This window comes from Marivirga atlantica, assembly GCF_016734805.1.
GTDB lineage: Bacteria > Bacteroidota > Bacteroidia > Cytophagales > Cyclobacteriaceae > Marivirga > Marivirga atlantica.
This window is the reverse complement of record NZ_JAERQG010000002.1, coordinates 883,650-908,970: the sequence shown is the minus strand read 5'-3', so window position 1 is coordinate 908,970 and position 25,321 is coordinate 883,650. Positions and strand designations below refer to the sequence as shown.

The 25,321-nt window shown below is 35.6% G+C and carries 25 protein-coding genes; 8 read left to right on the top strand and 17 right to left on the bottom strand.

All coding sequences use genetic code 11. The features are described 5' to 3' along the window. Entirely contained in the window at positions 1-741 is a 741-nt protein-coding gene (locus tag JKP34_RS11045; protein WP_201921074.1) for a methyltransferase family protein, read from the bottom strand. Positions 742-1,174: 433 nt separating this feature from the next. On the opposite strand from JKP34_RS11045, the gene JKP34_RS11040 reads away from it, so the two are divergent. Beyond that, on the top strand, positions 1,175-2,692 hold the full coding sequence (locus JKP34_RS11040; RefSeq protein ID WP_201921071.1) for a PAS domain-containing sensor histidine kinase: 1,518 nt from the start codon (positions 1,175-1,177) through the stop codon (positions 2,690-2,692). A 54-nt stretch (positions 2,693-2,746) separates the two neighbouring features. Here JKP34_RS11040 and JKP34_RS11035 read toward each other — a convergent pair whose 3' ends face one another. The 4 genes from JKP34_RS11035 to JKP34_RS11020 all read right to left on the bottom strand — a co-directional run bounded on the left by JKP34_RS11035 (position 2,747) and on the right by JKP34_RS11020 (position 8,505). Further along, positions 2,747-3,793 carry a hypothetical protein gene (locus JKP34_RS11035; RefSeq protein ID WP_201921068.1) on the bottom strand — a complete coding sequence of 349 codons (1,047 nt, stop codon included), beginning with the start codon at positions 3,791-3,793 and terminating at the stop codon, positions 2,747-2,749. 226 nt (positions 3,794-4,019) lie between these two features. Continuing rightward, positions 4,020-5,177, bottom strand: coding sequence for an alanine racemase (alr, locus tag JKP34_RS11030; RefSeq protein WP_201921065.1), 1,158 nt, complete (start codon positions 5,175-5,177; stop codon positions 4,020-4,022). Then, entirely contained in the window at positions 5,171-7,165 is a 1,995-nt protein-coding gene (locus JKP34_RS11025) for a hypothetical protein (protein ID WP_201921062.1), read from the bottom strand. The genes alr and JKP34_RS11025 overlap by 7 nt, the downstream gene beginning before the upstream one ends. A 119-nt stretch (positions 7,166-7,284) precedes the next feature. Continuing rightward, positions 7,285-8,505, bottom strand: a complete 1,221-nt coding sequence (locus tag JKP34_RS11020; RefSeq protein ID WP_201921059.1) for an ATP-grasp domain-containing protein — start codon at positions 8,503-8,505, stop codon at positions 7,285-7,287. Between the two features lie 220 nt (positions 8,506-8,725). On the opposite strand from JKP34_RS11020, the gene JKP34_RS11015 reads away from it, so the two are divergent. Continuing rightward, a complete protein-coding gene (locus JKP34_RS11015; protein ID WP_201921055.1) occupies positions 8,726-9,145 on the top strand; it encodes a secondary thiamine-phosphate synthase enzyme YjbQ in 420 nt (139 codons plus the stop codon). Here the strand turns inward: JKP34_RS11015 and JKP34_RS11010 are convergent. After that, on the bottom strand, positions 9,129-9,566 hold the full coding sequence (locus tag JKP34_RS11010) for a hypothetical protein (RefSeq protein ID WP_201921053.1): 438 nt from the start codon (positions 9,564-9,566) through the stop codon (positions 9,129-9,131). The genes JKP34_RS11015 and JKP34_RS11010 overlap by 17 nt on opposite strands. A 69-nt stretch (positions 9,567-9,635) precedes the next feature. Continuing rightward, positions 9,636-11,933: a penicillin-binding protein 1A gene (locus JKP34_RS11005; protein WP_201921051.1), complete on the bottom strand. Its 2,298-nt coding sequence runs from the start codon at positions 11,931-11,933 to the stop codon at positions 9,636-9,638. A gap of 136 nt (positions 11,934-12,069) precedes the next feature. Between JKP34_RS11005 and JKP34_RS11000 the strand changes: the two genes are divergently transcribed. The 4 genes from JKP34_RS11000 (at position 12,070) to JKP34_RS10985 (ending at position 15,085) form a co-directional block, all read left to right on the top strand. Continuing rightward, positions 12,070-12,933: a substrate-binding domain-containing protein gene (locus JKP34_RS11000; RefSeq protein ID WP_201921049.1), complete on the top strand. Its 864-nt coding sequence runs from the start codon at positions 12,070-12,072 to the stop codon at positions 12,931-12,933. A gap of 34 nt (positions 12,934-12,967) precedes the next feature. Continuing rightward, positions 12,968-13,438 (top strand): hypothetical protein, encoded by a 471-nt coding sequence (locus tag JKP34_RS10995; protein WP_201921047.1) that lies wholly within the window; start codon positions 12,968-12,970, stop codon positions 13,436-13,438. 50 nt (positions 13,439-13,488) lie between these two features. After that, the gene (locus JKP34_RS10990) at positions 13,489-13,926 is read left to right on the top strand and encodes a peptidylprolyl isomerase (RefSeq protein WP_201921045.1); all 438 of its coding nucleotides are present in this window, start codon (positions 13,489-13,491) and stop codon (positions 13,924-13,926) included. A gap of 136 nt (positions 13,927-14,062) precedes the next feature. Then, positions 14,063-15,085 carry a ChbG/HpnK family deacetylase gene (locus tag JKP34_RS10985; protein ID WP_201921043.1) on the top strand — a complete coding sequence of 341 codons (1,023 nt, stop codon included), beginning with the start codon at positions 14,063-14,065 and terminating at the stop codon, positions 15,083-15,085. A 133-nt stretch (positions 15,086-15,218) separates the two neighbouring features. On the opposite strand, the gene JKP34_RS10980 is transcribed toward JKP34_RS10985, so the two are convergent. Both JKP34_RS10980 and JKP34_RS10975 read right to left on the bottom strand, forming a co-directional pair. After that, positions 15,219-15,719 carry a YkgJ family cysteine cluster protein gene (locus JKP34_RS10980; RefSeq protein ID WP_201921038.1) on the bottom strand — a complete coding sequence of 167 codons (501 nt, stop codon included), beginning with the start codon at positions 15,717-15,719 and terminating at the stop codon, positions 15,219-15,221. Further along, the gene (locus tag JKP34_RS10975) at positions 15,703-16,533 is read right to left on the bottom strand and encodes a CvfB family protein (protein ID WP_201921036.1); all 831 of its coding nucleotides are present in this window, start codon (positions 16,531-16,533) and stop codon (positions 15,703-15,705) included. The genes JKP34_RS10980 and JKP34_RS10975 overlap by 17 nt, the downstream gene beginning before the upstream one ends. A 168-nt stretch (positions 16,534-16,701) precedes the next feature. Here JKP34_RS10975 and JKP34_RS10970 point away from each other — a divergent pair, with 168 nt between their 5' ends. Continuing rightward, the gene (locus JKP34_RS10970) at positions 16,702-18,090 is read left to right on the top strand and encodes a sodium-dependent transporter (RefSeq protein ID WP_201921032.1); all 1,389 of its coding nucleotides are present in this window, start codon (positions 16,702-16,704) and stop codon (positions 18,088-18,090) included. 23 nt (positions 18,091-18,113) lie between these two features. Here JKP34_RS10970 and JKP34_RS10965 read toward each other — a convergent pair whose 3' ends face one another. The 4 genes from JKP34_RS10965 to JKP34_RS10950 form a co-directional block, all read right to left on the bottom strand. Continuing rightward, on the bottom strand, positions 18,114-18,782 hold the full coding sequence (locus tag JKP34_RS10965; protein WP_201921030.1) for a hypothetical protein: 669 nt from the start codon (positions 18,780-18,782) through the stop codon (positions 18,114-18,116). 113 nt (positions 18,783-18,895) lie between these two features. Continuing rightward, positions 18,896-19,573, bottom strand: a complete 678-nt coding sequence (locus tag JKP34_RS10960) for a hypothetical protein (RefSeq protein WP_201921027.1) — start codon at positions 19,571-19,573, stop codon at positions 18,896-18,898. Then, positions 19,542-20,687 carry a tRNA 2-thiouridine(34) synthase MnmA gene (mnmA, locus tag JKP34_RS10955; protein WP_201921025.1) on the bottom strand — a complete coding sequence of 382 codons (1,146 nt, stop codon included), beginning with the start codon at positions 20,685-20,687 and terminating at the stop codon, positions 19,542-19,544. Before mnmA ends, JKP34_RS10960 begins: the two co-directional genes overlap by 32 nt. Before the next feature lie 125 nt (positions 20,688-20,812). Continuing rightward, entirely contained in the window at positions 20,813-21,697 is an 885-nt protein-coding gene (locus JKP34_RS10950; protein ID WP_201921022.1) for a YihY/virulence factor BrkB family protein, read from the bottom strand. Positions 21,698-21,814: 117 nt separating this feature from the next. Here JKP34_RS10950 and JKP34_RS10945 point away from each other — a divergent pair, with 117 nt between their 5' ends. Next, positions 21,815-23,428 (top strand): hypothetical protein, encoded by a 1,614-nt coding sequence (locus JKP34_RS10945; protein ID WP_201921019.1) that lies wholly within the window; start codon positions 21,815-21,817, stop codon positions 23,426-23,428. An 84-nt stretch (positions 23,429-23,512) separates the two neighbouring features. Here the strand turns inward: JKP34_RS10945 and JKP34_RS10940 are convergent, their stop codons facing one another. The 4 genes from JKP34_RS10940 to infC all read right to left on the bottom strand — a co-directional run bounded on the left by JKP34_RS10940 (position 23,513) and on the right by infC (position 25,253). Then, complete coding sequence (locus tag JKP34_RS10940; RefSeq protein ID WP_201921017.1) at positions 23,513-23,899, bottom strand: hypothetical protein; 387 nt, start codon at positions 23,897-23,899, stop codon at positions 23,513-23,515. Positions 23,900-24,030: 131 nt separating this feature from the next. Further along, the gene (rplT, locus tag JKP34_RS10935; protein ID WP_201921014.1) at positions 24,031-24,375 is read right to left on the bottom strand and encodes a 50S ribosomal protein L20; all 345 of its coding nucleotides are present in this window, start codon (positions 24,373-24,375) and stop codon (positions 24,031-24,033) included. A 104-nt stretch (positions 24,376-24,479) separates the two neighbouring features. Beyond that, positions 24,480-24,674 carry a 50S ribosomal protein L35 gene (rpmI, locus tag JKP34_RS10930; RefSeq protein ID WP_201921011.1) on the bottom strand — a complete coding sequence of 65 codons (195 nt, stop codon included), beginning with the start codon at positions 24,672-24,674 and terminating at the stop codon, positions 24,480-24,482. Between the two features lie 27 nt (positions 24,675-24,701). Beyond that, entirely contained in the window at positions 24,702-25,253 is a 552-nt protein-coding gene (gene infC, locus JKP34_RS10925; protein WP_201921008.1) for a translation initiation factor IF-3, read from the bottom strand. Positions 25,254-25,321: the final 68 nt, after the last annotated feature.

Sequence of the window (25,321 nt, the reverse complement as noted above, 5' to 3'; positions counted from 1 at the left end):
TTATTCTGCCAGCAACTTCGATTTCTTTAATAATTTAAGAATAATGTATAGCACTATTGATGCAATGCACGCTACTGTTAAATAAATATTAAACTCATAGCTTCCTTGTAAAAGGTTTGCACCAGCATCAAATAAAAAGAAAATAATAAAAATTGCCGCGAAGCCATTCTTTTCCTTTTTAAGCACTTTTTTCCAGCTAAATTCTCGGTTTGGTTTAACAAAGTTTTTGAAACTTGGTATGAAGGCCGGAGTATGTTCGGACCATTTAACATAAACTTCTCCAAATTTCCTTCTTAAGAATTGTTCTTCAGCAAACATAATTCTTTCATAATACACCCAATAGAACAATATAAAGGCCACATTAAACCATATATTTTCTGTCATTAGAGCAGGTCCCCACCACATAAAAAAATTACCTACATAAAGCGGATGTCTTACAGTTGAATATATACCAGTGGTATTTAAGGTATCGGCAACTTGTCTTGCTACATTTCTACCAGATGTATTTGGTGGTGTATAACCAACCGTGTAGGCTCTTATATACTGTCCTAAAAGGCTAATTGCTATGCAAAATATTAGGTAATAATTTTTTATCTGGGTATCCTGAATTAAAAATAATTCTGGATGCAAAGAAGTATAAAAATAAAGCGCTAAGCCAATTAATAAAATTATTATAGGTAAAGTACCGCGATATCTGAAAAGCCAAACACCTTGTTGTTCTAATTCCTCTTGTAATGCCATATTGTAATTACTGTTATAAAAGTGCGCAAATTACAGATATTCGTAGGAAATAAGGTATATCAATAGAGAAAAATGTTAAAAATGATAACTTTCTTGTTTAAAGGAATTTTACCATTCTAATATATTCTGTGTTTTTTACAGCAATAATTTGAAATTTGTTTATTCCTTGAAAACTAAGCCTCTATGTTAGAGGCACCTCTCACTAACATAATTCGACCAAGCCCATCTTTAAAAAGTTCAATCTGACTGTTTTTTAAAATCTAATCTGCTATCTTAAAGTGGGGGAATAGCAGTTATGTCTAAGTTATCGATTAATCTCATTATCAAAAGATTAATTAACCTTTCTGTTAATCACGAGCTTAACAGACTGGATAAAAGCCGAGTTCAGTTACTTAACAGATTGATAATTATAGTAACATTTATTTGCTTAATTATGACTGTTATCACCTTGTTCGAAGCTCTTTGGATACAATCGGCCATTATTTTCAGTGGTGCCGTCATCTTATCTTTAAACTTCATTTTTGTTTACCGAAAACAGCATGCTATAGCTAAAACTTACTACATCATATTTACTTCTATTATAGTCATTCTCCTTTCTATTAATGCCTACAATCAAAATTTATTCACGGAAGTGGAAAATATTTTATACGCTATGATGGCTGTTAGTATACTATTGTATACCAGCAATGCCAAGCATCGCAGTTATTGGGGTATCTTTTTAGTGATTGTATCTTTAAAGTTTTACAGACAATATTTTAAGCCTGAAGGATTTGATCAAAGCTTTTTCATCACCATCCAGAACACAGTAGTTTTAGCCATACTGCTTTATTTGTTTTTATTATTCTTTAATAATGTTCTGATGAAATCAGTGAAAGACATCTCAGCCTCTCAGAAAGATTTGTACGATACCATAGATAATTTGTCTGTATTTGTAGCCCTGTTTAATCCTGACGGCACTTTCAAAGTTGTTAATAAATTTTATGAAAAAGCTTTTAATAAGAAACGATCTGAAATAATAGGCAAGCATGCACATGAAATAATGCCCGCAGATGTGGCTGATTGGCAAGAAGAAATTGTTAAAGAAGTAATTGATAGTAAGAAATCCATTAAAACTAAAAAGGAATTAGCCCTTGCTAATGATTCATACTTTGTGGGTTATGGACGTGCCAATCCAATTTTGGATAAAAATGGAGAAGTAATCGCAGTTTCAGGTTATATAGGCAATGTAGCTGAATTAGAGAACATTAAACAGCAACTTGAGTTGGCTAATAAGTCTAAAGATCGAATCTTTTCGATTATATCGCATGATTTAAGAAGCCCGCTAAATACCTTCGAATCAATTCTGAATTCAACAAAGTATCAAATTATCACTTCAGAAAATTACGAGTCCTTTATTGAAAATTTGAAGACTAGATTTTTACCTATCAAGGATACTATTACTGATCTACTTCAATGGTCAAAAGCCAATCTTTCAGATATTCAGGCTAGCTCAAGCATGTTTGACATTAAAATGATGGTTGATGAAATTATCACTTTTAACAGGCCTGTGATAAAGGTGAAGAAGCTGAAAATTTCTAATGAATTAGAAACTAATATGGTTTCAGCCGACCCGGATCATATCAAAATTTGCTTACGGAATATAATACAAAATGCCATCAAGTTTTCACCACCCAAAGGTCAGGTCATTATTAATGAATTAGAAGATAAAGAATATGTTTGCATAGCGGTAACAGACGAAGGGGAAGGAATTTCATTGGATAAAATCAATCAAATTAAGGAAGGCAAATTAGTTGAACCCGGTATAGGAAGTACAGGGGAAAAAGGAACAGGAATAGGTTTATCAATGGTGACAGAACTGCTGAAAAAGAATAATTGTGATTTTGATATAAAAAGCCAGATAGGCTCCGGCTCTACTTTTATCATCAAAATCTCTAAAAATACTTCCAGTTAATAATAATTACCTAATAGTGTAGAAACGTACGATAGAAAGAATAAAAATCTGTATTTAATTGGTTACACTATTAAAATTCTCATCATACAAATTCATGTAAAAATTATTAATGTAAACCTCAAATTCAACAAAACCTTCTTTTTCATCTTCATATATTGAAATCACTCTTACCATTCCAATGTAGGCATCGAGGTTCGAGTTATAGCGAAGTCTGTAAACATCTCCTTCAATCGGATTACTGACAACATTCCCAACATTTATAACTTCCGATGACGGATAAATAAAATTTCTTTCCCAATTATATTCACTTATTTTCTCAAAAGAAACTATGCTCTGATCTAAATGTCCAAAAGATGAAGTAAACAATTCCGCGTTTTGATTAACCTCTGCATTATAAGTCAGGCTTAACAGAGTTGACTTGTATAAACCATAAGTGCAAGAGGTATCTAATTCACAGGCAATATTTGTATATTTTTGCTCAAATATATTAAAACCTAATCCCTTCGGATCATCCAATGATTTACCAACATAGTTATTGTAAAGTTTAAACTTAAAAGATAGTCCACCACTATTGATACTGATAGTTTCTTTTTGAGTTATTTTACCCTTTAAATCAACACCGTTCACTATCAGACTCTCATTTGTGTTATCACTAAAATTCGCTGTTATATTTAAATCAAAGGTATATCCATTAATAAAATCATTATTAAACACGGGGATGACAATATCATACTTCATAAGCTTAGAGAAACGCTTATCAAATGTCTCATTAATAACGTCTTCCCTTTCTATTACGTTTATTACCTTTCTAACCTCTTCATTAATATCTAAATTTGGTACACCAGATATTTCATTCAAACTAAAAGTTACAGTCTCAAGAGTAGCCTTATCATTACAATTGGCCTCCAATAAAAATTCTATTGATAAAGTGTCTCCAGGGAGAATATTACTTACCTCATAATTCTCCCCATTTAAAAATAACTTGACACCTTCTGGAAAGCTGGCTTGTAAATTATTTTGAATTGTTTCTTCTGTTTTACATGAACTAAGGAAAAGTAAAAAAAGTGAAAGTATTGTGATTCTATTAATTCCTATTTTCATTATTCGTGTTGAATATATTTTCATCTAATTAGGATTTCTAAATGTGTTAATGCTATTAGTCTTAGTGCAAATTAAGCCAATCCAAAAGAGAAATTAAAAAAGTGAATCAATTAACCCATATAGTTTTAAGTAATATTCAACTCTTTTATGTGACTTGGATTTGAGTTACTGTAAATTAATCATCAAGTTTGATTTTCATTTTTTGTATAATGAACATAATATCAAATTACTTAACCACCTTCCTAGGTATAGCTGCAGGCAATCGACTCAGCATTTCGTTATTCAAAAGCATGGTGCTGTTCGTAAAGCTGGCTACGTTGATCACATTATTCTTCTGCCGACCAATTAACACCACCTCATCTCCTACTGAAACATCCTTGATATAGGTAATATCCACCATAAACAGGTTCATGTTGATAAGTCCCACTATTGGCGCCTTTTTACCATTAATAAGCACAAAGCCTCTGTTAGATAATGCCCTTGGGTAACCATTAGAATATCCCAGCGGTATAACTGCTATCTTCATATTATGTGAAGCCTGGTAAGAGGTTCCATAACCAATAAACTCACCTTCTTTCACGTCACGGATATCCATGATGTCTGTTTTCCATGAAAACACTCTTTTGAGGGCGCCATCAGACTTTTTGCCGACTTCATTTAAGTGGTGAAAATAAATATCAGGACTAGGCCAAAATCCATATTGTGCCACACCAATTCTCACTAAATCATAAACCGTATCAGGCATGGCAAGAGCTGCTGCAGAACAGGCGATGTGTCTAAGCCTTGGTTCAATCTTTTTGCTCTTACACTGTTTTAAAAACTCTTTATACCTGGCATGCTGCTGATCAATTTTAAACTGATTTGAAATACTTTCTGCACCACCGAAATGTGTACATAGTCCTTCAAACTCCACTTTGTCTTTATGCTTTCTTAAGAATGTCAGGGCCTTTGGGAATTCATCCGCCTGCATACCAGTTCTGTTTGCCCCTGTTTCCACTTCTATATGCACTTTTGCAGGCTTTCCTACTTGCTCAGCGGCCGCCAAAGAAAGTGCAAGCCGATCATAATTATAGACAAAGAAAGAAATGTTATGCTCTACTGCCCAAGGAATATCCTCTTCATAGATAATACCCATTATCATGATATCAGTATCAGGTTGGCAGACCTCTAAAACTTCTTCAGCCTCAAAAGATGAAGCAACAGAAAAATGCTTGACACCGCATTTTTCAGCCATTGGCACAAATGAATGTATGCCATGACCGTAAGCATTAGCTTTAACTACCGAAGATAAAATGGGATGCGCTCCTATCTTCTTTCTGATGAAATTAACATTATTTTTATAAGCTGATTGTTTTAGTTCAATCCTAGATGAGTGTTTTACCATTGTTTTTTAGTTTCTAACCATGTGTAAGCCTGCCCCCAACTCTCCTTCGCTAATTTTTTTACTTTCTGAATTTCTGAATCAGGAATTTCCATCTGCTTGCTGACTTGTGATAAATTATTGTAGTGAAATGCATACACTCTTGCAGCAAATTGATGAAGTGGCAAAGATGATTCTCCTGCTATTTCCCCATTTCCGAAAACAGATGGTTTTATACCTTGTCCCCAATCTTGTCTTCCCTCATTATTAGGATTTAAAAAATAGGCTCTGTATTCTTTGTTATCATCTTTTGCTACTCTTAATAAAGAAACAGCATGAAAACCCAAAAACTCTCCTTTTGAAGAGGTAATAAAGATGCCTATGGGATTAGGATAAATTAACTGATGCTGACCATTATATTCAGGGTGACACATGCCATAAAATATTCTGGTAAATCCGTCAAAGTCCACTATGGCATTAGATAGATAATCGTAAGCAGAAGCAAACCCTATTAAAATCCATTGGCCATATAGCGCAGGGTTTACCCATTTATGCGGATCATCACCCCTGCCGGCTGCTCTACGCATCATTTCATTGTATACCTTATCCAATAATGGTACAAGGGTAACTGAAACAGCATCTAAATTGTAATCCAAATTATGAACAAGACCTTCAATGGTTTCTGATGCTTTAATCTCTTGCCCTTCAAAACGAAAGCTGATATCATCATGTACAGCAACTGTTTGTACCATATTGATCAGTTTTGCCGGAGAATGTTTACTCCACATACTTATACCTCTGGCTGACTGGCAAGTTGGATTATTCCCTTGACCGACACCAAGCGGCTGACCCAATATTCTAAACAGTGAACCCATTAAGTATTGTCTTGAGCTAACGTCTTTGCTCTTTTTACGCGTAGATTTATCAATTCGCTCTTCCACTTTTAGGTGAATTCGACTTGTAGCCAGATTCGACAAACTACTACGAACGGCTTCTCTGCCTAAAACACCATTTTCAAGCATCTTCGCCAAACCATAGATGCACTGGCAATTGTAAGGATGAACGGTATCTTTAATTAAGTCTGAAACAAAAGCTATATTCTCATTCCATTTGGCCTCTCCAACAGGGTTTAAACCCAAACAGATCGGGACGATCTGATGAAACTCATTACGCACTAAATGGAGCAATAAAATTCCCTGATACTGACTAACCAAGCCAAACTCTAACATCCGGCTACTCATTTCCTGAGCCTCGGCATAAAGTTCTGCCTTGGTTAAGGTTTTAAGATAATGACCGTATTCATCTAAAGGCTTATCAGCTGAACCTTCTGTTGGACTGTATATACATTTTTGAAAACGCAGTAGTTTGCGATCTTCGGGTTTATAGGCATCTAAGTCCAATTTCTCCTTAACCAAAGCAATAATGTTTCGCTGCTTCTCCGTTACTACGGGACGCTGGGCGCATATCAGGGTAAGTTCCTCTGAAAGCTTCTCCTTTACCTGCTCCAGATCAACTTTATCAATTATGAATTTAAATAATGAATGCACTTTGACGAGTTCATGATCACTCATCATCAAGCGAGTTTCTTCCTGAGGCTCATTAAAAACAAACTCCAAATTAGCTACGATTATCTCTTGCAGATAATTACTAGCTTCATCTGGCTCTATTTGCCCATTATCTAAATCTCCATTAACAATGGCCATTAAGCGCAGTTCACTCAGCAATTCTATGGTGCTATTTGGATGTCCGCTCTTTAAAGTTCCATTTGCCAGATTAGGAACCAATTTAGAAGGATCAGCCCAGGGAGATCCATCAAAAATGCCTGCCTCTGTTAAGCTAGGAACATAGCTGTAAATGCATTCTATCCCTAATTTAGAATCAGCCATAATATCAATCTGATTCATGAGCTTATTGGCTTTATCTGGCTTAGTCAGCGAAGTAGCTTCAAAGAAATCATTAAGAAGTTCTTTAAGGCGGGATTGGTTTATATCGTCAATTGTCTGTTCAGACATTCAGTTAAATTAAAAAAGTTAAGTTTTGTGATAATTCTTAATATACTTAAAACTAGTGAAGCGATCATTACTTTAAGCAGCATGATCGCTTCTGTTTATTCAAATAATAGATGAGTTATTTATACGTAAAAATCTACATTTTCGTAATGCAGTAATAGTTCAGTCATTCTATCAGGATCGTCTCCTTTAAAATTAACGGTACCAAAGTGGTTACCAAAACCATCCCGGTCATTTATCTTTTGTGTGGTAAGTGGTGGCACCAGGTTATGATCTAAAAAGAAAGGCTCTTCCTTCAACTCTTCCGGAATCTCCAATTTCTCAATTCTATTTTTATGCGGATAAATCATCACATTACCATAAAAAGTTTTTGGCCTTGCATCAATTGGTGGAAGAATTTTATTCAATTCCTCTTCAGTTAAATCAGGATCATGGCACAATACAAATGCTGCTAAAGCATCAAAATCATATGCTTTACCACAAAGCTCAAGTATATGACCACCAGGAATTCTACAAGCAACCTCACCAAAATTGAGCTCATCATTTTCAGTTAAGAACCATTCAGGGTGGATCATGCCATATTGAATGCCGAATAAATCAACAAGCTTCTGCATCTCCTTCATGATCTTTTCGCGCTTAGTATGCAGGTAATTTCCTTCAGGGATGAAGTTTGAATAACCTAATTTAACATATTCGGTAATGTTCAGGAATCTAATTTTTCCTCCGTGAACAAAGGCTTCACAAGAAAATTCCTGTCCCGGCAAATGGCTTTCTGCCAGACAAGGGAAATCACCTTCCTCACATTTCTCGTCAATATCACTCATAGAACGTAAAAGTCTATGCCCTACAGTTCCCGCCGAAGCAAAAGGTTTAATATGCACCCAGCTATCTTCCTCTCCTTCTACTTGAAGATTTGCAGCATTTAGGCGCTTCATAAATTCCTTTACGCCTTCTTTATTATAAACTTCTTCAAATAAACCCACACGAAGACCACCAATCAAAGCTTTACGCTTCATCATTGCTTTGTTTCTGAATAGAAACGCTCTGTTTAATACGCGGGGATCATCTCTATAAATTGAATTTAATGCTCCAGCCCATTCTACCGTTTCTTCAAAAAGCGGAACAGCAACATCTACATTGTAAGGTTTGAGCTTTTCATGTAAATCTAATGAGTTGGATGTATCACTCCACTCATCGAATTGATAGGAAACAAAAGGAATATTATTTTCTGCTGCATATTGTTCAAAATCTGGAAAGGAAACCACAACATAAGGTTTATCCATCTTTTGCATACTTTCAATAACGGGAAGGCTCCAACCAAGAAGCGCGAAACATTTAGCCATAATTCTATAGTTTAGTTTAGGTTAATACTTTTTGTATCTATTAATTAAAAACTATAAAATTACCAAGGTCGTTATATTGCAATGATTTCTATGAATAGGTAAAGAATTGATGAGTAAGAACAAGGTATTACGTATTATGATTTTATGCTTATCAATATTTGGTTATTTTTTGCTCAAAAAAGGATAACGCTTAATTCATAATACTTAACATCATCAAATAATGGCAACGCAACATACTTTTCAACTCAAAGCGCGTTCAAGAGGATTCCATCTTATAGAGCAAGAAATAGTAGATAACTTACCTGAGTTAAGTAAAATAGACGCTGGAATTGCCCATATTTTCATTCACCACACCTCGGCTAGTTTAACCATTAATGAAAATGCAGACCCAACGGTAAGGGAGGATTTTGAAAGTCATTTTAACGAGATGGTCCCGGAGAATGCGCCTTATTACAAGCATACCTTGGAAGGACCGGATGATATGCCTGCTCACATTAAAGCTTCGTTGCTAGGAAGCTCAGTAAGCGTACCTATAAAAGATGGTAAATTTCTAACAGGAACCTGGCAGGGCGTTTATTTATGCGAACATAGAAATAATGGTGGAAGCAGAACAGTTACGGTGACTATTTTGGAGGCATAACAGAAGAATTTATTCTATACCAATATGAATTCTTCACCACTCCGTCCAAATTAATCGTGATATCTAGTGAATCGGGTAAAGCACTTCTATTAATTGAATATTTATCTTCATAAAGCTCAATCAGTAATTTATTATCTTTGACAAAAATATTTGTAATGTAATCCGATATGAAAAACACATTTAATTCCTTTAAATGTTTTTGTCCTACCTCTTTAAATCCAAGCATACAGCTACTATAGTCTGCTATACCTAAGTCTTTTCTAAACCAAATAATATCAAATTTATCAGTTAAAGTAACCTCATCTACAATTTGAAGGGTATCAAGATTATAAGTTTCCTGACTTATTCTATAAGAATTATAAAATTTGAGCAACAAAATTATGATTATAGGAATAATCAATAGTAAAATATTTTTACTCATAAATATTGTTTATTCTTAACAATATAAGTTAATCACAAATGCTTAGTAATAACATCTAGACTTTCTGCATCAATTAAAAATCTTCTTAATCCGCTTGAAGATGTTGGTATTTTGCTTGCCCTCTTCGTTGAAGTCTTTCTTCTTGTCCTTGTTAGAAAATATCTTTTTAAAGAAGCCATCTTCCTTCACCGGTGGGCAGTCTAACTGATTAAAAATAGCTTGTTCAGGCTTTTCAAAACGATTCAAATACTCGCTATTGAGTTCTTTTGATTTTTCCATCTGTTTTACCATGCCAGCATAAATAGGCAAAGCACTATTAGCGCCTTGTCCTAAAGCTGTACTTCTGAAGCCAATTGCACCATCATCAGCACCCACCCAACTCACTGAAACCAGATCAGGTGTAATACCTACAAACCAGCCATCCTTATTTTGTTGAGTAGTTCCTGTTTTACCGGCAATTTCAGACTGGATATGGTACTTCCACCTGATTCGTGAAGCGGTACCTTTATCCACCACCGTTTTCATTATCTCCAAGAGTAAAGCAGCTGTTTCTTTATCAAATGCCCTGCCCTCGCCTTCTTTGGTTTCAAACTCTGCAAGAACTTCTCCTGAAGCCGTGGTTATTTTAGTGATCATTCTTGGTTCAAAGTGATAGCCTTTATTCAAAAATGCAGTGTAGGCAGTGGCCAATTCCATCATACTCAATTCGGCCGTACCTAAAGCCAATGAAGGCACTTCTGGTAAGCTTGATTTGATTCCTGCTTCATGTGCTGTTTTGATCGCGTCAGCAATACCTGCTTCTTCCAGCACCTTCACTGAAACAGTATTCATAGATTTCCGAAGCGCCTCCTGCATAGTTACATTCAGGTATTTATAATCCTCATCATCACTATTTACGGGCTTCCAACCTTCCTGATCAGCATATTCTACAGCATTAGCTGGGAAATATTTACAAGGATCAACTCCACCTTCTATAGCTGTTGCATAAATAAATGGCTTAAAGGTAGAACCGACTTGCCTTTTACTTTGCAACACGTGGTCGTATTTAAAATGCTGAAAATCCTTACCACCAATATAAGCACGTACATCACCATTGTCCGGATCAAGGGCTACAAATCCTGCTTGCAGTTGTTTGATACTTTGCTTAACGCTATCAATAAGGCTGATCTTGGCCGTTTTTAATTTATTTATATCATAATAGCTCCTGTTTTCCTTTTGTGACAACAAAGGCATGATTTGGTTTTCGGCTTTGCCCTCTTTTGCCAGTTGCTTATAAGCTTGGGTTTGCCTCACATACTTGGCATATACCTCATAATCATTCCATTTTCCGCCATTGCCCCATTCTCGCTCAAAAGCTTTTTGAAGTAAGGCCATATGCTCCTTCATGCTTTTCTCGGCAGCCTCCTGTAGTGCTTTATCTAGAGTTGTATGTATAATCAATCCATCGCCATAGATATCGATTTCCTTTTTTGTCTTCTTCTGATACGCTTCCGCCCATTCTACCAATTGCTTTCTTACTTGCTCTCTGAAATAGCCAGCAATGCCGTAATTAGGCTGAATATTAGTGTAATTTAGTTTGATGGGAAGAGCAGTGAGTTTATCGAATGTTGCTTCATCAATTTTCTCATACTTCAGCATTTGGCTTAGCACCACATTCCTTCTTTCTAAACTATTTTCAGGAAAGAGTCTTGGGTTGTAAGTATGGTTAGCCTTTAAGCTTCCGATAAGCACCGCTGCTTCATCAGTTGTTAACTGATCAACAGATTTGTTATAAAAAGTCTGCGCTGCCGCACCAATGCCAAAGGTATTATCAGGGAAATTTACCGTATTTAGGTAAAGCATCAGAATTTCCTCTTTGCTGTAAAGATCCTCTATCTTACTCGCAGTGAAAAGTTCTTTTACCTTGGCAACAATAATGTCAAACTTATTATTGATATCTCGTGGAAATAGGTTTTTGGCAAGCTGTTGTGTAATGGTACTACCTCCGCCAGCTGATCTATCTTGAAGTAAAACTGTTTTAAAAAGAACACGCCCTAAACTTCGGTAGTCTATCCCATGATGTTCAAAGAATCTTGCATCTTCAGTTGCAATCAGGGCATCAATCAGATGATCCGGAAGTTCCTCATATTGCACATTAGAACGATATACCCTGAAAAGCAAACCAATTGTTGCTTCATCTTTATCAACAATTTTAGTAGCCTGCTGGTGCTGGATATTCTTGAGCACTTTTTCAGAAGGTAGCTTACCAAAAAGTCCTAATTTAACGCTGAAAATAAAAATAACCACCAAGGCCACTACTGCCAGAGCCAACTTTACTCCTAGCCTTAGTAATTTCTTAAGTATACTGCTTTCTTTCTTTTTCTTCATAACCAAAAACTGCTGCGAAGAACGCAAAAATCTATATCAAAGTGTAATTGATAGAAGGAAATGTGATTTTACTTAAACATTTTTCATTAAAGCGGGTAAAGCATGTATGTTTGTACATTCATTTAAAAATTAAGTTTTGGACGAGATAAGATTAGGCGGAGTTCCTGAACACTTCAATTTACCCATTCATTTAGCCTTAGAAGAAAATGCATTTGAGGCAGATGGTGTTGACCTCAAATGGAAAGATTTTGATGGTGGTACCGGACAAATGACCCAGGCGTTGAGAAACGATGAGGTTGATGTATGTGTACTTTTAACCGAAGGCATTGTAAGCGACATACTCAAAGGAAATGAAGCTAAAATTATAAGTGGTTATGTAAAAAGTCCGCTTACATGGGGCATACATACCGGTGTTAATAATCCTCTTAATAACCATAAGGATATTTATGATAAACAGTATGCCATTAGCCGGATAGGTTCTGGCTCACACTTAATGGCTATTGTTGATGCCATGGACAAAGATCAGAAAATTGAAGATGAGCAGTTTAGTATTATCAATAATCTTTCAGGTGCAATTGAATCGCTTAATAAGCTGGAAACGGATGTATTCTACTGGGAGAAATACACCACCAAGCCCTATGTAATCAATGGTGATTTGAAACGAATTGGTGAGTATGTAACACCTTGGCCATGTTTTGTATTGGCTGCTTCTGAAAAAGTATTGACCGAAAAACCAAAAGTAGTATCAAAAATGCTTCGATCCATTCACAAGTCTTGTGCTATTTTTATGGAGCATGACCATGCCATTGACATGGTGAGCGAGCGTTATGGTATTGAAAAACGAGATGCTACCAAATGGTATCATGCTACAGAATGGGCCACTGACGGATGGGTAAGTAATAAGATGCTCAAGAATGTAGTTTACACCTTAAAGGAAGCAGGTATTATTTCAGAAATAGTGGATACCAACGAGCTAATTTGGCAACGCAATAGAATTTAGAGGCTAGAATCTAAAGTCAATATGTTAGTAAAGTATGGAAGAAAAGACATTTAGAATTAAAACATCCAATCAGTTTCTACACGGAATTGTTTTATTTACGAGTTGCATGTTTCTTTTGGTTGTTATGATTATTTTAGCTGTTTTAGGCTTACCTATCATCGCTTTTAGCATGTTAGCTTTAATGATGCTAATACTAATTTTTGCTCATAGATTTCCTCTTAAGCAGTATGATGTTACTATTACCGTAAATGAAAATGATTTTCAAATTAATGATCAGTCATACCAATGGTCAACAGTTAAATCCTTCACAGATAGAGGTAGTAATAAATTTCATTTAGGTTTTACTTTAAAATTCACGAATGGCAAAAAGTATAGTTTGTTTGTGATACTTAAAAAGGGTGGAAATCTTGAACAAATGTATAAGCTATCTGACAAAATACATTTAAAGGTGATGGAACATTACGCCTATACAAGTTGGGGCGTTATTCACACCACTAACTCTTAAAAAAACAACCTATCTTTGTACTTGATACAATTTACATAATACAAAAGAATATGAGCAAAGCAGAAATGATAACTAACAAGGGTACCATGATCATTGAGTTTTATGACAATGATGCACCTAACACCGTTAAAAATTTCCACAAACTGGCAAAAGATGGCTATTACGATGGCCTTACTTTCCACAGAGTTATTCCTGATTTCGTAATTCAAGGTGGTGATCCTACAGGCACAGGTGCTGGCGGACCAGGCTACTCTATCGATTGCGAGCTTGATGGTGAAAATCAATTCCATGATAGAGGCGTACTTTCTATGGCTCATGCAGGAAGGAATACTGGTGGTTCACAGTTCTTCATCTGCCATAGTAGAAAAAACACCGCTCACTTAGACAGAAACCATACTTGTTTTGGTAAAGTAGTAGAAGGCCTTGATGTAATTGATGAAATCAGACAAGGTGATAAAATGGAAAAAGTAACTATCACAGAAGAATAGTTTTAACACCTATAATTTCTTAAGAAGCCACTGATCTGCGAAGGTCAGTGGCTTTTTTTATGATTAAATCGATATACTTTTCACAATTTATTAAATTGTGTAAGTAATCAGCCATCCTTAAAAGTCAAAGACCAAAATGAAGCCTAAATTAATCATTACAGCAGATGATTTTGGAGCCACTCCAATCATAGACAGAGGAATTGTAAATGCTATTAATAATGATTTAATAACAGCAGTGGCGGCTTTTGCGAATGGTTCAGCCAATGATTTTAATCGGGTTATTGCGCTTAATCAGCAATATGGCAATCGAATTGATATAGGTCTGCATTTTAATATTAGTAGCGGTCCTCCCCTCACTTCCAACTATCCTGCAAAGTTGAGTCGCAAAAAAAATGGTGAAAGAATTTTCAAAAGGTTAATTAACCTAAATGTTAGTCATCAACATCTCCCTAAAATTAAAGACGAGCTTTTAGCTCAGGTGGCACGATTCGAAAATCACAACATTCCTATTAAGCATTTTAGTGATCATTATGGCATGCTAAGCATGTTTGATGAGGAGCTTTGTCAATGCATGTTGGATGTGGTAAAAGCATATAATCAGCGGCATCAGGTCAATGTTCCGGTAAGACTGCCCATGCTTTGGAGTATTTATGCTGATGAACCGGTTTTGTCAAAGTCCATCATGAAAACAAATGGAAGGCTTGGTAATTTTGTTAGAAAATGGCTTTTAGATGTAGATGACGAACATTTCTTTCAACTTTTTAAGCCTCAGTTAAAACAACGAGTAGCTCAGATCAGCAATAACAACGTTCAATTCGTTGATTATTCTGTAGATCAATTCTTTCAAACAAGCATTATGGATACGGTAGCTTTTCTAAAAGCCTTTCATGTCTCTATCAATCAACCAAATACCAAACCGAATATACCATCAACCCTTTCTAATGCTACAGTATTTGAAATGATGGCACATATTAGTGATAAGCCAGAAGCCAATGAAAATGCTGAGCTCAAAAGACTAAAAGCCTACTGGCAGATAGGTAAAATTGCGATGAAGGAGAAAAAGCCTTTGGAGTTTAGGCGACTAAACGAGCTTTTCGTTCCCGTAGTGAGAAACGAAGATAAATTTGATTTGGTGAAGTTTAGTGAGCTTCAGCAATAAATCCCAAATGAGATATTTCTGTATTCTCATAAAGTTTACCTCCTTCAATTTGTTGGTGTTATCACCAACAAATACCTATTCAAGTTTTTACATTAGCCGTTGGTGATAACATCAACTGTGAGAATCGTGGTGTTTAAGCCTTAACCTCTTTCAACCGCTCCAAAATACCATAAACAGCAGGGCAGATTTCTGCATTGTTGAAAGTCAGATTTAAAACCTGATTCATACGCTTCCTATCAGTATGAGGGTATTCTCTGCAGGCAGTTGGCCTGCTGGCATATACTATACATTTATTATCATGGCCAAGAAAAGGACACGGAGAAGATTTCAAAACATAGTCGTTATCTTCATCAACTCTTAAATAAGTATCAATGAATTCAGGCACTTTCATTTTGAGCGTTCTAGCTAATCTATCAATATCAGCTTGATAAAATATGGGGCTGGTTGTTTTGCAGCAATTGGCACATTCCAAGCAATCCATTGATTGAAAAACCTGTTCATGCTGCTCATGAAAAGCTTTATCAAGTTCTTTTATTTTCGTTTTTCGCAGCTTTTTATACAGATCACTATTGTTTGCTCGGTAATCCGATGAACCTTGCTGCCAGGCTTTTATTAACTCATGGGTTCGGTTCATTTTGGTTCAAGTAAATGCCATCAGGCTTGATAGTTATTTTGCGGTCTCTAAACAGATTCCCAATATGCTTTTTGAATTCGCGTTTGCTTAAACCAAATGTTTCTTTAATTGTTTGAGGATCAGACTTATCATGGTAAGGAAGGAAGCCATTTTCATTTTCTAACATTTCTATAATAAAGTCTTTCTTTTCATTTGGCACTATCCATTGAACGTCAATCTTGCCATCGGCTCTAATGGATTTAATTTTGCCCTTACTTTCCATACCAATATCCAAATATTCGAATACAGTATCCTCATAAACTAAGCCTTTATAGTGTTGATTAATAGCTACCTGATAGCCCAAATCAGTAATTCTATAAATAATTAATTCAACATCTTGTCCTTCTTGAATGGCTTCATCTGCAAGCTGTAGGAAGCTATCGACATGCATAGTAGCTATGATACGTTCTGTTTGTGGATCGAGCACGACATAAGCCACTATCCAGTCGCCTACTTCCAACTCGTCAGATTGCTCAGAAAACGGTATTAAAAGATCCTTCTCAAGTCCCCAATCTACAAAAGCACCCACTTCCGTGATTTGCTTTACCTCGAAGAAACCAATTTGATTGATCTCTGCATAGGGCTTTAAAGTTGTAGCAATAGGACGTTGGGCAGAATCTTTGTAAATAAAGACGTCTACTTCCTTACCTATTTCAGTGCCTTCTTTTATGTATTTATTGGGTAATAAAACATCTTCATCGGCATCCCCTAAATATAAACCTTGAGGTGCTTCACGCTTTACCTCTAATGAATTCCACTCTCCTATTTTTAGCATGTTGCAAGTTAGTTCAATTAAGCTTTTAAAATAAATTCAACTAAATGAAAATAATTATTGCTGGTAGTCTTTTATAATTGAGATTATAAACTCTATTTTCGGCATTATTATTCATATGAAGAGAAACTCGTCAAATAAATTTTATCATTCGCTTATACCTATCAAATTATGCCAAACGCTAGAGGAGGTTTTTCAAGTAAATTAGGTTTTGTAGCAGCTGCCGCTGGTTCGGCTGTAGGTCTGGGAAACATTTGGCAATTCCCTTATATAGCAGGTGAAAATGGAGGTGCAGCCTTTTTACTAGTTTATGTACTTTGGATATTTCTGATTGGTTTACCCATTATGTTAGCAGAGATTGCTGTAGGAAGAAGGACTTTAGCCAACCCTTACGGAGCCTATCATCAGCTAGGAGGAAAGTCATGGGCACTGGTTGGGTTATTTGGCATACTCTGTGGCGTAATGATCTTATCCTTTTATAATGTTGTATCTGGCTGGGCTTTCGGCTATTTCGTTCAAATTGTGAAAGGCGATATTTTTAATGAAACTAACTTTAGCAGCTATTTCTCGAGTTATGTAGCTGACTTTGAGGACAACTTGGTTTACAGTATAATCTTCATGTTTATTACTGCTTTTGTGGTTTACAAAGGAATCCAAAAAGGTATTGAAGGCACAGCAAAGATTTTGATGCCAACACTGTTCTTTATTCTTATTGCACTAATCATATATGGATTTACCTTACCAAATGCAATTGATGGCGTTGAGTTTTATTTACTTCCCGATTTCAGTCTTATTAATGGAGCAACTATATATTCTGCCTTGGGTCAAGCATTCTTTTCATTGAGCTTGGGCATGGGCGCCTTAATTACATATGGATCTTATATTGGTAAAGATGACAATCTACTGAGTTCGGCTTCTCTGGTTACAGTTACAGATACCCTAGTAGCCTTTCTGGCAGGTCTTATGATTTTCCCTTTAGTATTCTCTCAAGGGCAATCACCTAGTGAAGGTCCAGGACTTGTATTTGTTGCGCTTTTAGGGGTATTCAAAACAATGCCACTGTTTGTAGGTAAATTGGTAGGTGGCGGTTTCTTTTTACTGCTATGTTTTGCAGCCTTAACCTCTACTATTTCTTTATTGGAAGTTCCAGTATCTTATTTAATTGATCAGAAAAAATGGAGCCGTTTAAAAGCTGTTAGCACAATGGCGATAGTCATTTTTCTTATCGGATTACCAAGCATGTTAGGACATGGTGCCATTGATATGTTTACTAACTTCACTTTTTATGAAGGTGGTAACAAATCTTTTATGGATGTTGTGGAAGATTTGTTCTTTGTAATCAGCTTACCACTTGGGGGCTTTCTTTTAAGTATTTTTATCGCCTATAAGTGGAAAGTTGAAAACTTATCAAAAGAAATAGCAAAGGGAAACGACACTTATGTAGGGTCATGGAAAGAGAAATATTTCAACTTCATGATTGTTTATGTTTGTCCTTTAGTGCTTGGGATTATGTTTGTCTTAACAGTATTGAGTAAGTTTTTTGACATACATATCTTCTAAAACTTTCTCTAACAAAACTATAATTAGACTTTTAATGTAGAAGCCTTCTTTCTCCAGAAAGTACCTTTTCGTATTCGAGCAGAATTATAAGCTAAGATAGGTGAAACTAAGGCAGTTGGTGCGAGCCAGGCAATCCACATAGGGTTTGTATCTACATTTTGTACCAAAGCAGCCGTTATAGCGGCTATAAAGGTGCCTCCCATTTTTCCTACATGAGCCACAAGAAAGCCTTTCTTGTCTTGCTTTTTACCTAAAAGAAAGCCTAAATCTTGTAATAGATTAACAAACAGAATAATGGTGAATACATTAATAACCACAAAAGCTCCCTCCCATTTGAAACCATATTTGCTTATTACCAAATACTGACATGCAATTAAAAATAGCATAGTAACTATCCAAGGCAGCCAATGCTTGAAATTAACTTTCGGTGATTTACTTTTATATAGTTTAAGGCTCTGCAGGCCTGTAACATTGGTGTAAAAAGTTAGGGTACCTACCAGAAATAGAAACACATTAGATTTCAGATAACAAAGTACAAAAGCAGAAATAACAACATACCACATGGCATAGTAAAAGATATTTCCGGCAGGTTTATGAACATTAAGCTTTTTAGGACTAAGCATAGCCGCGATGCCTGTTATAAGGGTAATGAATCCTGCAAATGCATGAGTAAGAAGTAAGGCCTTCTCCATAGTGGTAGTAATTAGTTTATGTCACTAAGATACCTTGCCATGTCTATAGAGAAAGATAAAAATAACTGAAGCCTCAGATTTGATGGATCAATCGTAGAATAAGACCGCTGAATTTACAGTAGTATTCTTTTCATTTGAATAGTTCGTCCCGAATCTATCTCCTGAAGACCGAAACAATCTACATTCGTGCAGAAATCGAGATAAGAAGACAATCTGTATATCATGCCTACATCAGCGGCATATACTTCCATTCGCTTGTCAAAAATATCAAGAGAATCCTGAGTATCTTCCTGAATCACCTGAACTGTTTCATTGAAACTGCTATCAGCTGTTTCAAAAGGCTGGAAAACTTTAAAAAGGGAAAATAAATCAGGCTCATCTTGCTTAGGCTTGCCATTCCATTCAAGGCCTTCTTCAACCGGAAAACTTAGTTTGATTTCTTCTGTATTGCCTAAACTCTGAAGAACAGTATAATCATCTTTTGAATAACTCACTGTAGAAAGTACGGTCTTCGAACCGTTCAATTCTTGCTTTATGCGATAACCTGAAAGAATGAGTTTATTTGAAAGCTGAGAAGAATCTGTTAACTGATCAATGAGCAAATAACGAAGCGTATCTATTTCACCCGTATTTCGGTAGTATATTTCTTCTACCTGATAAGTAATATCCTGTTTTTGGAGAGGGAAAAACTGGAAGCCCAATCTATCATAGTTGGGCTCCACTGTAGAATTTGTGCAGCTGAAAAATAAGCTGCTTATACTAATTAGTAGTAGTAAGCTCTTTTTTAGCATCTTTTTGTTCACGATTTTGTCTAAAGGCTGATTGTATCCAACCGCCACCTACTACATCGTCACCTTCATAAAATACGGCAGCCTGTCCTGGTGCTACTGCAGAAACTCCTTTGCCGAAATAGACCTTCATGCTGTCTCCTACCTGCTCTATTACTGCTGGTGTACCACCATCATTATATCTTACCTTTGTAACTGTATCTAATCTATCTGTTAGTTCAGGATACTTACTCATCACGAGATTTTTGACATACATGCCATCTCTGGATAATTCATCAAAAGTTCCCAGCACTACCTGGTTTTTATCTTTTCTGATTTCAGTTACATAAACAGGATATCCTAAGGCAATACCTAAGCCTTTTCGCTGACCAACAGTATAAAACGGATAACCTTCATGCTTACCTACAACAGTTCCATCTTCCAGAACAAATTCACCCCCAGCTACTTTTTCTTCCAAACCATCCACTCTTCTCTTCAGGAAGCCTCTATAATCATTGTCAGGCACAAAGCAGATTTCGTATGACTCAGACTTGTTAACCAACTCATAAAAACCTTTGTCTTTAGCCATTTGTCTAATTTCAGGCTTAGTCATATCACCTAAAGGCAAAATGGTTCTGCTTAAGCTCTCTTGAGAAACTCCCCAAAGCGCATAGGACTGATCTTTGTTTAAATCTTTACCTCGGGAAATAACATATCTCCCATTCTCCTCACGCACCTTTGCATAATGACCTGTTGCAATATAATCGCAACCCAGTTTATCGGCTCTTCTTAACAGGCTATCCCACTTAATGTGCGTATTACATAGCACACACGGGTTTGGTGTTCTTCCAGCTAAATATTCATCCGTAAAATGATTGATTACATAATCCCCGAATTCTTCTCTTATATCAAGAATATAATGAGGAAACCCTAAGGTAACTGCCAGGTTTCTAGCATCATTGATAGAATCGAGGCTGCAACAGCCTGTTTCTTTTTTTGAACTTCCTGATGAAGCATAATCCCACGTCTTCATGGTCATGCCTATCACTTCATAGCCTTGTTCATGTAATAACACGGCCGCCAATGAGCTGTCAATTCCTCCGCTCATGGCTACTAATACTCTTCCTTTTTTACTCATGTCTCACGGTTTCACAGGGTTCACAGCCCTGCTTGGTGAAAAATATATTTAAATTGAGTTTCTGTCAACACTTTTTGCTAGCAGAAAGTGCAAAGATAGCTGAAATAATTTTCATTATAAATTAATTAGTGAGAAGCCTTATTATTTGATAATCCCTTGAAAGGTCTGCCTATCAAAATAGTATATTGCTTGATCAGCATCGCCACGAAGTAAAAGATAAAAGATGTATAGAATATAAAGAGCATCACCAATACAATACTGCCCGATGCTGCAAAAACTGTTTTTATGCTGCCGCTAATGAGTACATTACTAATTACGCCTTGACCGAGCTTAAATAAGAGCGCCATAATAATACCACCAAAAAGAGCAGGCTTCCATTCTAATTTAGTGTTGGGTAAAATTTTGAATAACAGCGTATACCAAATACCGAATGTCAACAATGAAAATACCTGATTAATAAGCGGTACAACATAAGACTTAATTTCCGGCAGTAGATAGGCAATCTGTTCATCAATATATGAAACTGCCACATCAAATGATAAGGCTAAAATGAGTACAGCTCCCCCAATAACCAATAAGAATATAGAGGTGAGCCTTCCATAGAGATGTTGTATAAAATTGACATTTGTCTCGGAAGGTATATCCCAGATGTGGTTAATGTTCAACTCAAGTAGAAAAAATAGATTGGTAGCTATAAAGAGTAGAAAGGCAAATACACCAATTGATGCCCAAGTGTCGCCAGAAAAATCATTAAATCCCTTGAATAGTTTTCTGAGTTCTTCACTTTCAGTGCCACCCATTATAGCACTGATTCTATTAAATATTTCAGTATTGAGATAGTCCGGCTTAACAAAAATACCAATTGCCGAAACTAATATAACCAGGATTGGTGGAATGGCCAATACACTAAAAAAAGCTGTTGAAGAAGCTAATTGCAGCGGATTCTTAACATTCAACGCTTTAATACTTTTAGGAACTAACTTTAGGTAATCAATAAGTTTAGCTGTCATAAACTATTTAATTGCGATATAATCATCGAATTTGATGAATAATAATAAAAGTATTTATACTCTTCTACAAGCTATGCTATATTATCATTATATTGAACTAATTGTTTCAATTCATCTATGACGGCCAAAACCAAACGTGTTCTTTTAATTCTACTAATTTCAGTTATTGCCCTAGCAGCTATAGGCTATTTAGGTGTGAATCCAATCTTAAATAATGTACTGAAGAAGCAAGTTGAAAAAAGACTTATAGGCAATTTTGCTTATGAGTATGATACCATCATGGTAGACGTCTTTAAGAGATCCGTAACCTTAAAAAACGTAAAGTGGCGATTCCCAAAAGATAGCAGTCATGTAAAACATAAAGGAACTGTTAAAGAATTCTCTGTTAAAGGTATAGGCCTGTTCGCATTTTCTGGTGACTTGGGGATAAAAACCATTTTAGTAGATGAACCAACCTTCAGCACACAGATTCAAGTCAATAAGTTTCTAAACAGTAAAGATGACACTAGCCGATTAAAGCAGTTTAATTTCTATTCTCTTATCGATAAACAGCTTAACAGCCTTACAGTTGATGAAATAAAAGTATCGAAGGCTGATGCACAGTGGTATTCTCCTAACTTTCAAAAGATATGGCGAGAGGTTAAAAATGGTTACTTAGAAGTAAAAGACTTCAAAATTGATTCTGCTACAGCAGCTCAAAATAATGGACTTTTTGGGCTCAGTAATTTTGATCTTCATTTCAAAGAAGCATCATTATTTCTACCAGATAGTCTGCATCGCATTAAATTGGGATATACAGCTATCAATTATCATAAAAAAGAAATAACCATAGACTCGCTGCGTATTAAGCCACTTATTAGAAATAATAGGTTGGCCAAGCAGTTCTATTATGAAAAAACAAGCCTCGATTTACAATTACCAAAAATCAAATTTGAGGGTGTTGATTTCGAACAGCTTTTCCAGCAACAGACTATAGCTATTAATAAACTTAAGTTAAACGATTTAAAATTAATTGCCTTTAAAGATAAAAATGCTGTAGAACCTAGCGATTACAAACCTTTACCTCAGAAACTACTCCGCCAATTAAGTAAATCTATAACGCTTGATTCGCTGGTTATAAATAATGCCAGCATAGCCTATCATCAAAAAGATAAAAGTTCGGATGAAATTGGTAAGGTGAATTTTGAGCAGCTAAATGGTAGCATAGCCAATATTACCAATGATAGCCTGAGATTATCAAATAATGCAAAGGCAGTATTTAAATTCTCAACACTTCTATTTAATAAAAGCAGCTTGAGTGCAGAAATCGAATTTCAGATGGATGATGAGAATTCTCAACATAAAATAACTGGTAGCTTAGCCCCTATTGAACTGAAAGAGGCAAATCAGATTATTACACCACTGCAGGCATTTCTAATAAAAGATGGACAAACCAAAGACTTAAATTTTAGTTTTTGGCTTAATAATAATGAAGCTAAAGGAGATTTAAATTTTCTATATAGCAACCTTAAAATTCAAAAGCTGGATGATAAAACCCTCAAGAAGGGTAAATTAGAAAATAAACTCTTTTCATTTGTAGCCAATAGTTTTGTAGTAAGAAGCTCTAATCCCGATTGGAAAGGTAATGAGAAAAAAGGTAAAATTGATTTTGAGCGGAATAAACAGAAATCAATATTTCACTTTTGGTGGCAGGCAATTCTAACAGGTTTGCAATCAATTCTAATGAGCTAAAGAAGGTTACGCGTTTCCTTGTTTAGTTAGCTCTCTATAAAACAACTTTAAACTAAAAGAAACACGTAACCAATTAAGCAAAGCTTAATTTTTCTTAAAGGCATCTTCAAGGTCCTTCTTCATTTTATCAAGACCTTTTTCAACATCGTTAATGGCTGCTTCTACATCATCTGTAATTTTATCGATATTGTCATTGGTAGCATCTTCCAGTTTCTCCAAACCTTCTTCCAAATCATCTTTAGCTTTTTCCAATCTTTCCTCAAGCTTAGAATCATCTTCGGCTTCCTTAATTTCAGCTTCGAGCTTATCAATTTCAGCCTCAATTTTAGCTACCCATTTATCTTTCTTTGCTTTAAGATCATCCGACATTTCCTGAGCATCTTCTTGTGCTTCCCTTTTGGTTTCAGTACTACAAGCAATTGCAGCAAAAAACGCTACAAAACAAACTGTTACTTTTAAAAAATTCTTCATTGTATTTTCTTTGGTTTACTGTTGATGAAACTAAATTAAGTGATAATTATTGTAATCAATATAGCTTTTAAACAAAAAAAGCCTTGACTTTATTTAAAAGTCAAGGCTTTGCGTTATTGCTATTACTAATCTTATTTAACTGAATCAACTACGCTTTTGAAAGCTTCCGGATGATTCATTGCTAAGTCAGCAAGTACTTTTCTGTTTAATTCGATGCCCTTTTTGTTAACAGCACCCATAAATTGAGAGTAAGACATACCGTGCTCTCTAGCACCAGCATTAATTCTTTGAATCCAAAGTTTTCTGAACTCTCTTTTCTTTTGTTTTCTATCGCGGTAGGCATATGTCCATCCTTTTTCAACCGCATTTTTAGCAACCGTCCAAACGTTGCTTCTTCTTCCCCAGTACCCTTTTGCGTACTTAAGAATTTTCTTTCTTCTAGCCCTTGAGGCTACGTGGTTTACACTTCTTGGCATTTTTTTTAATTTTTTGGAAACTGGTGATCAAGCTGAGTTGATACTTTACATTACCATGCATCCTGGTTTAACATTGAACCTTCGTTCTTTTTAATTTGCGAAAATTAGAGGTTAAGCATGTCCTTAACTCTATTCATGTCAGACTTGTGAACAAGTCCCATGTCAGTTAAGCGTCTTTTCTGCTTGGTTTCCTTTTTGGTTAAAATGTGACTTTTAAAAGCGTGCTTTCTTTTCACTTTACCGCTTCCAGTCAATTTAAACCTTTTTTTCGCGCCTGATTTAGTTTTTACTTTAGGCATTTTGCTATTTATATTTATTTAAACTGATTACTTAGCTGTAGCTTTTGGTGCCATGTAAAGGTTCATTCTTTTACCTTCCATTTTAGGCATCTGCTCTACTTTTCCGTACTCCTCTAATTCCGAAGCAAAACGTAGTAATAAAAGCTCTCCTCTGTCTTTAAAAACAATTGTTCTACCAACAAAGTGAACATAAACTTTAAGTTTTGCACCGTCTTTAAGGAATTTCTTCGCATGATTTAATTTGAAATTAAAATCATGGTCGTCAGTATTAGGTCCAAAGCGAATTTCTTTAATGACAGTCTTCTGTGCCTTGGCTTTGATTTCCTTTTGCTTCTTCTTTTGCTCGTATTTAAATTTCGAATAATCGATAATTTTACAAACAGGTGGATCAGCCTTTGGTGAAATCTCCACAAGATCCAGATTTTGTTCTTCTGCCATCTTTAAAGCTTCATCTATAGAATAGATATCCACTTTAACATTGTCGCCAACTACCCTAACCTCTCTTGCTCTGATTTTTCTATTTACTTTGTAGGGTTCTTCTTCCCTGCCACGTGGTCGGTAGCTGCCTCTTTTTCGCATTTTACTAATAATTACCTCCTTTATTTTATTTTACAAAGTGCAAATATCGCTATTATTTATCGGAATAT

What these genes read in the sequence shown, in the direction of transcription:
- JKP34_RS11045 (WP_201921074.1), bottom strand. Translation starts at nt 741, where the DNA reads ATGGCATTACAAGAGGAATTAGAACAACAAGGTGTTTGGCTTTTCAGA.
- JKP34_RS11040 (WP_201921071.1), top strand. Translation starts at nt 1,175, where the DNA reads ATGACTGTTATCACCTTGTTCGAAGCTCTTTGGATACAATCGGCCATT.
- JKP34_RS11035 (WP_201921068.1), bottom strand. Translation starts at nt 3,793, where the DNA reads ATGAAAATAGGAATTAATAGAATCACAATACTTTCACTTTTTTTACTT.
- alr (WP_201921065.1), bottom strand. Translation starts at nt 5,177, where the DNA reads ATGGTAAAACACTCATCTAGGATTGAACTAAAACAATCAGCTTATAAA.
- JKP34_RS11025 (WP_201921062.1), bottom strand. Translation starts at nt 7,165, where the DNA reads ATGTCTGAACAGACAATTGACGATATAAACCAATCCCGCCTTAAAGAA.
- JKP34_RS11020 (WP_201921059.1), bottom strand. Translation starts at nt 8,505, where the DNA reads ATGGCTAAATGTTTCGCGCTTCTTGGTTGGAGCCTTCCCGTTATTGAA.
- JKP34_RS11015 (WP_201921055.1), top strand. Translation starts at nt 8,726, where the DNA reads ATGGCAACGCAACATACTTTTCAACTCAAAGCGCGTTCAAGAGGATTC.
- JKP34_RS11010 (WP_201921053.1), bottom strand. Translation starts at nt 9,566, where the DNA reads ATGAGTAAAAATATTTTACTATTGATTATTCCTATAATCATAATTTTG.
- JKP34_RS11005 (WP_201921051.1), bottom strand. Translation starts at nt 11,933, where the DNA reads ATGAAGAAAAAGAAAGAAAGCAGTATACTTAAGAAATTACTAAGGCTA.
- JKP34_RS10995 (WP_201921047.1), top strand. Translation starts at nt 12,968, where the DNA reads ATGGAAGAAAAGACATTTAGAATTAAAACATCCAATCAGTTTCTACAC.
- JKP34_RS10990 (WP_201921045.1), top strand. Translation starts at nt 13,489, where the DNA reads ATGAGCAAAGCAGAAATGATAACTAACAAGGGTACCATGATCATTGAG.
- JKP34_RS10985 (WP_201921043.1), top strand. Translation starts at nt 14,063, where the DNA reads ATGAAGCCTAAATTAATCATTACAGCAGATGATTTTGGAGCCACTCCA.
- JKP34_RS10980 (WP_201921038.1), bottom strand. Translation starts at nt 15,719, where the DNA reads ATGAACCGAACCCATGAGTTAATAAAAGCCTGGCAGCAAGGTTCATCG.
- JKP34_RS10975 (WP_201921036.1), bottom strand. Translation starts at nt 16,533, where the DNA reads ATGCTAAAAATAGGAGAGTGGAATTCATTAGAGGTAAAGCGTGAAGCA.
- JKP34_RS10970 (WP_201921032.1), top strand. Translation starts at nt 16,702, where the DNA reads ATGCCAAACGCTAGAGGAGGTTTTTCAAGTAAATTAGGTTTTGTAGCA.
- JKP34_RS10965 (WP_201921030.1), bottom strand. Translation starts at nt 18,782, where the DNA reads ATGGAGAAGGCCTTACTTCTTACTCATGCATTTGCAGGATTCATTACC.
- JKP34_RS10960 (WP_201921027.1), bottom strand. Translation starts at nt 19,573, where the DNA reads ATGCTAAAAAAGAGCTTACTACTACTAATTAGTATAAGCAGCTTATTT.
- mnmA (WP_201921025.1), bottom strand. Translation starts at nt 20,687, where the DNA reads ATGAGTAAAAAAGGAAGAGTATTAGTAGCCATGAGCGGAGGAATTGAC.
- JKP34_RS10950 (WP_201921022.1), bottom strand. Translation starts at nt 21,697, where the DNA reads ATGACAGCTAAACTTATTGATTACCTAAAGTTAGTTCCTAAAAGTATT.
- JKP34_RS10945 (WP_201921019.1), top strand. Translation starts at nt 21,815, where the DNA reads ATGACGGCCAAAACCAAACGTGTTCTTTTAATTCTACTAATTTCAGTT.
- JKP34_RS10940 (WP_201921017.1), bottom strand. Translation starts at nt 23,899, where the DNA reads ATGAAGAATTTTTTAAAAGTAACAGTTTGTTTTGTAGCGTTTTTTGCT.
- rplT (WP_201921014.1), bottom strand. Translation starts at nt 24,375, where the DNA reads ATGCCAAGAAGTGTAAACCACGTAGCCTCAAGGGCTAGAAGAAAGAAA.
- rpmI (WP_201921011.1), bottom strand. Translation starts at nt 24,674, where the DNA reads ATGCCTAAAGTAAAAACTAAATCAGGCGCGAAAAAAAGGTTTAAATTG.
- infC (WP_201921008.1), bottom strand. Translation starts at nt 25,253, where the DNA reads ATGCGAAAAAGAGGCAGCTACCGACCACGTGGCAGGGAAGAAGAACCC.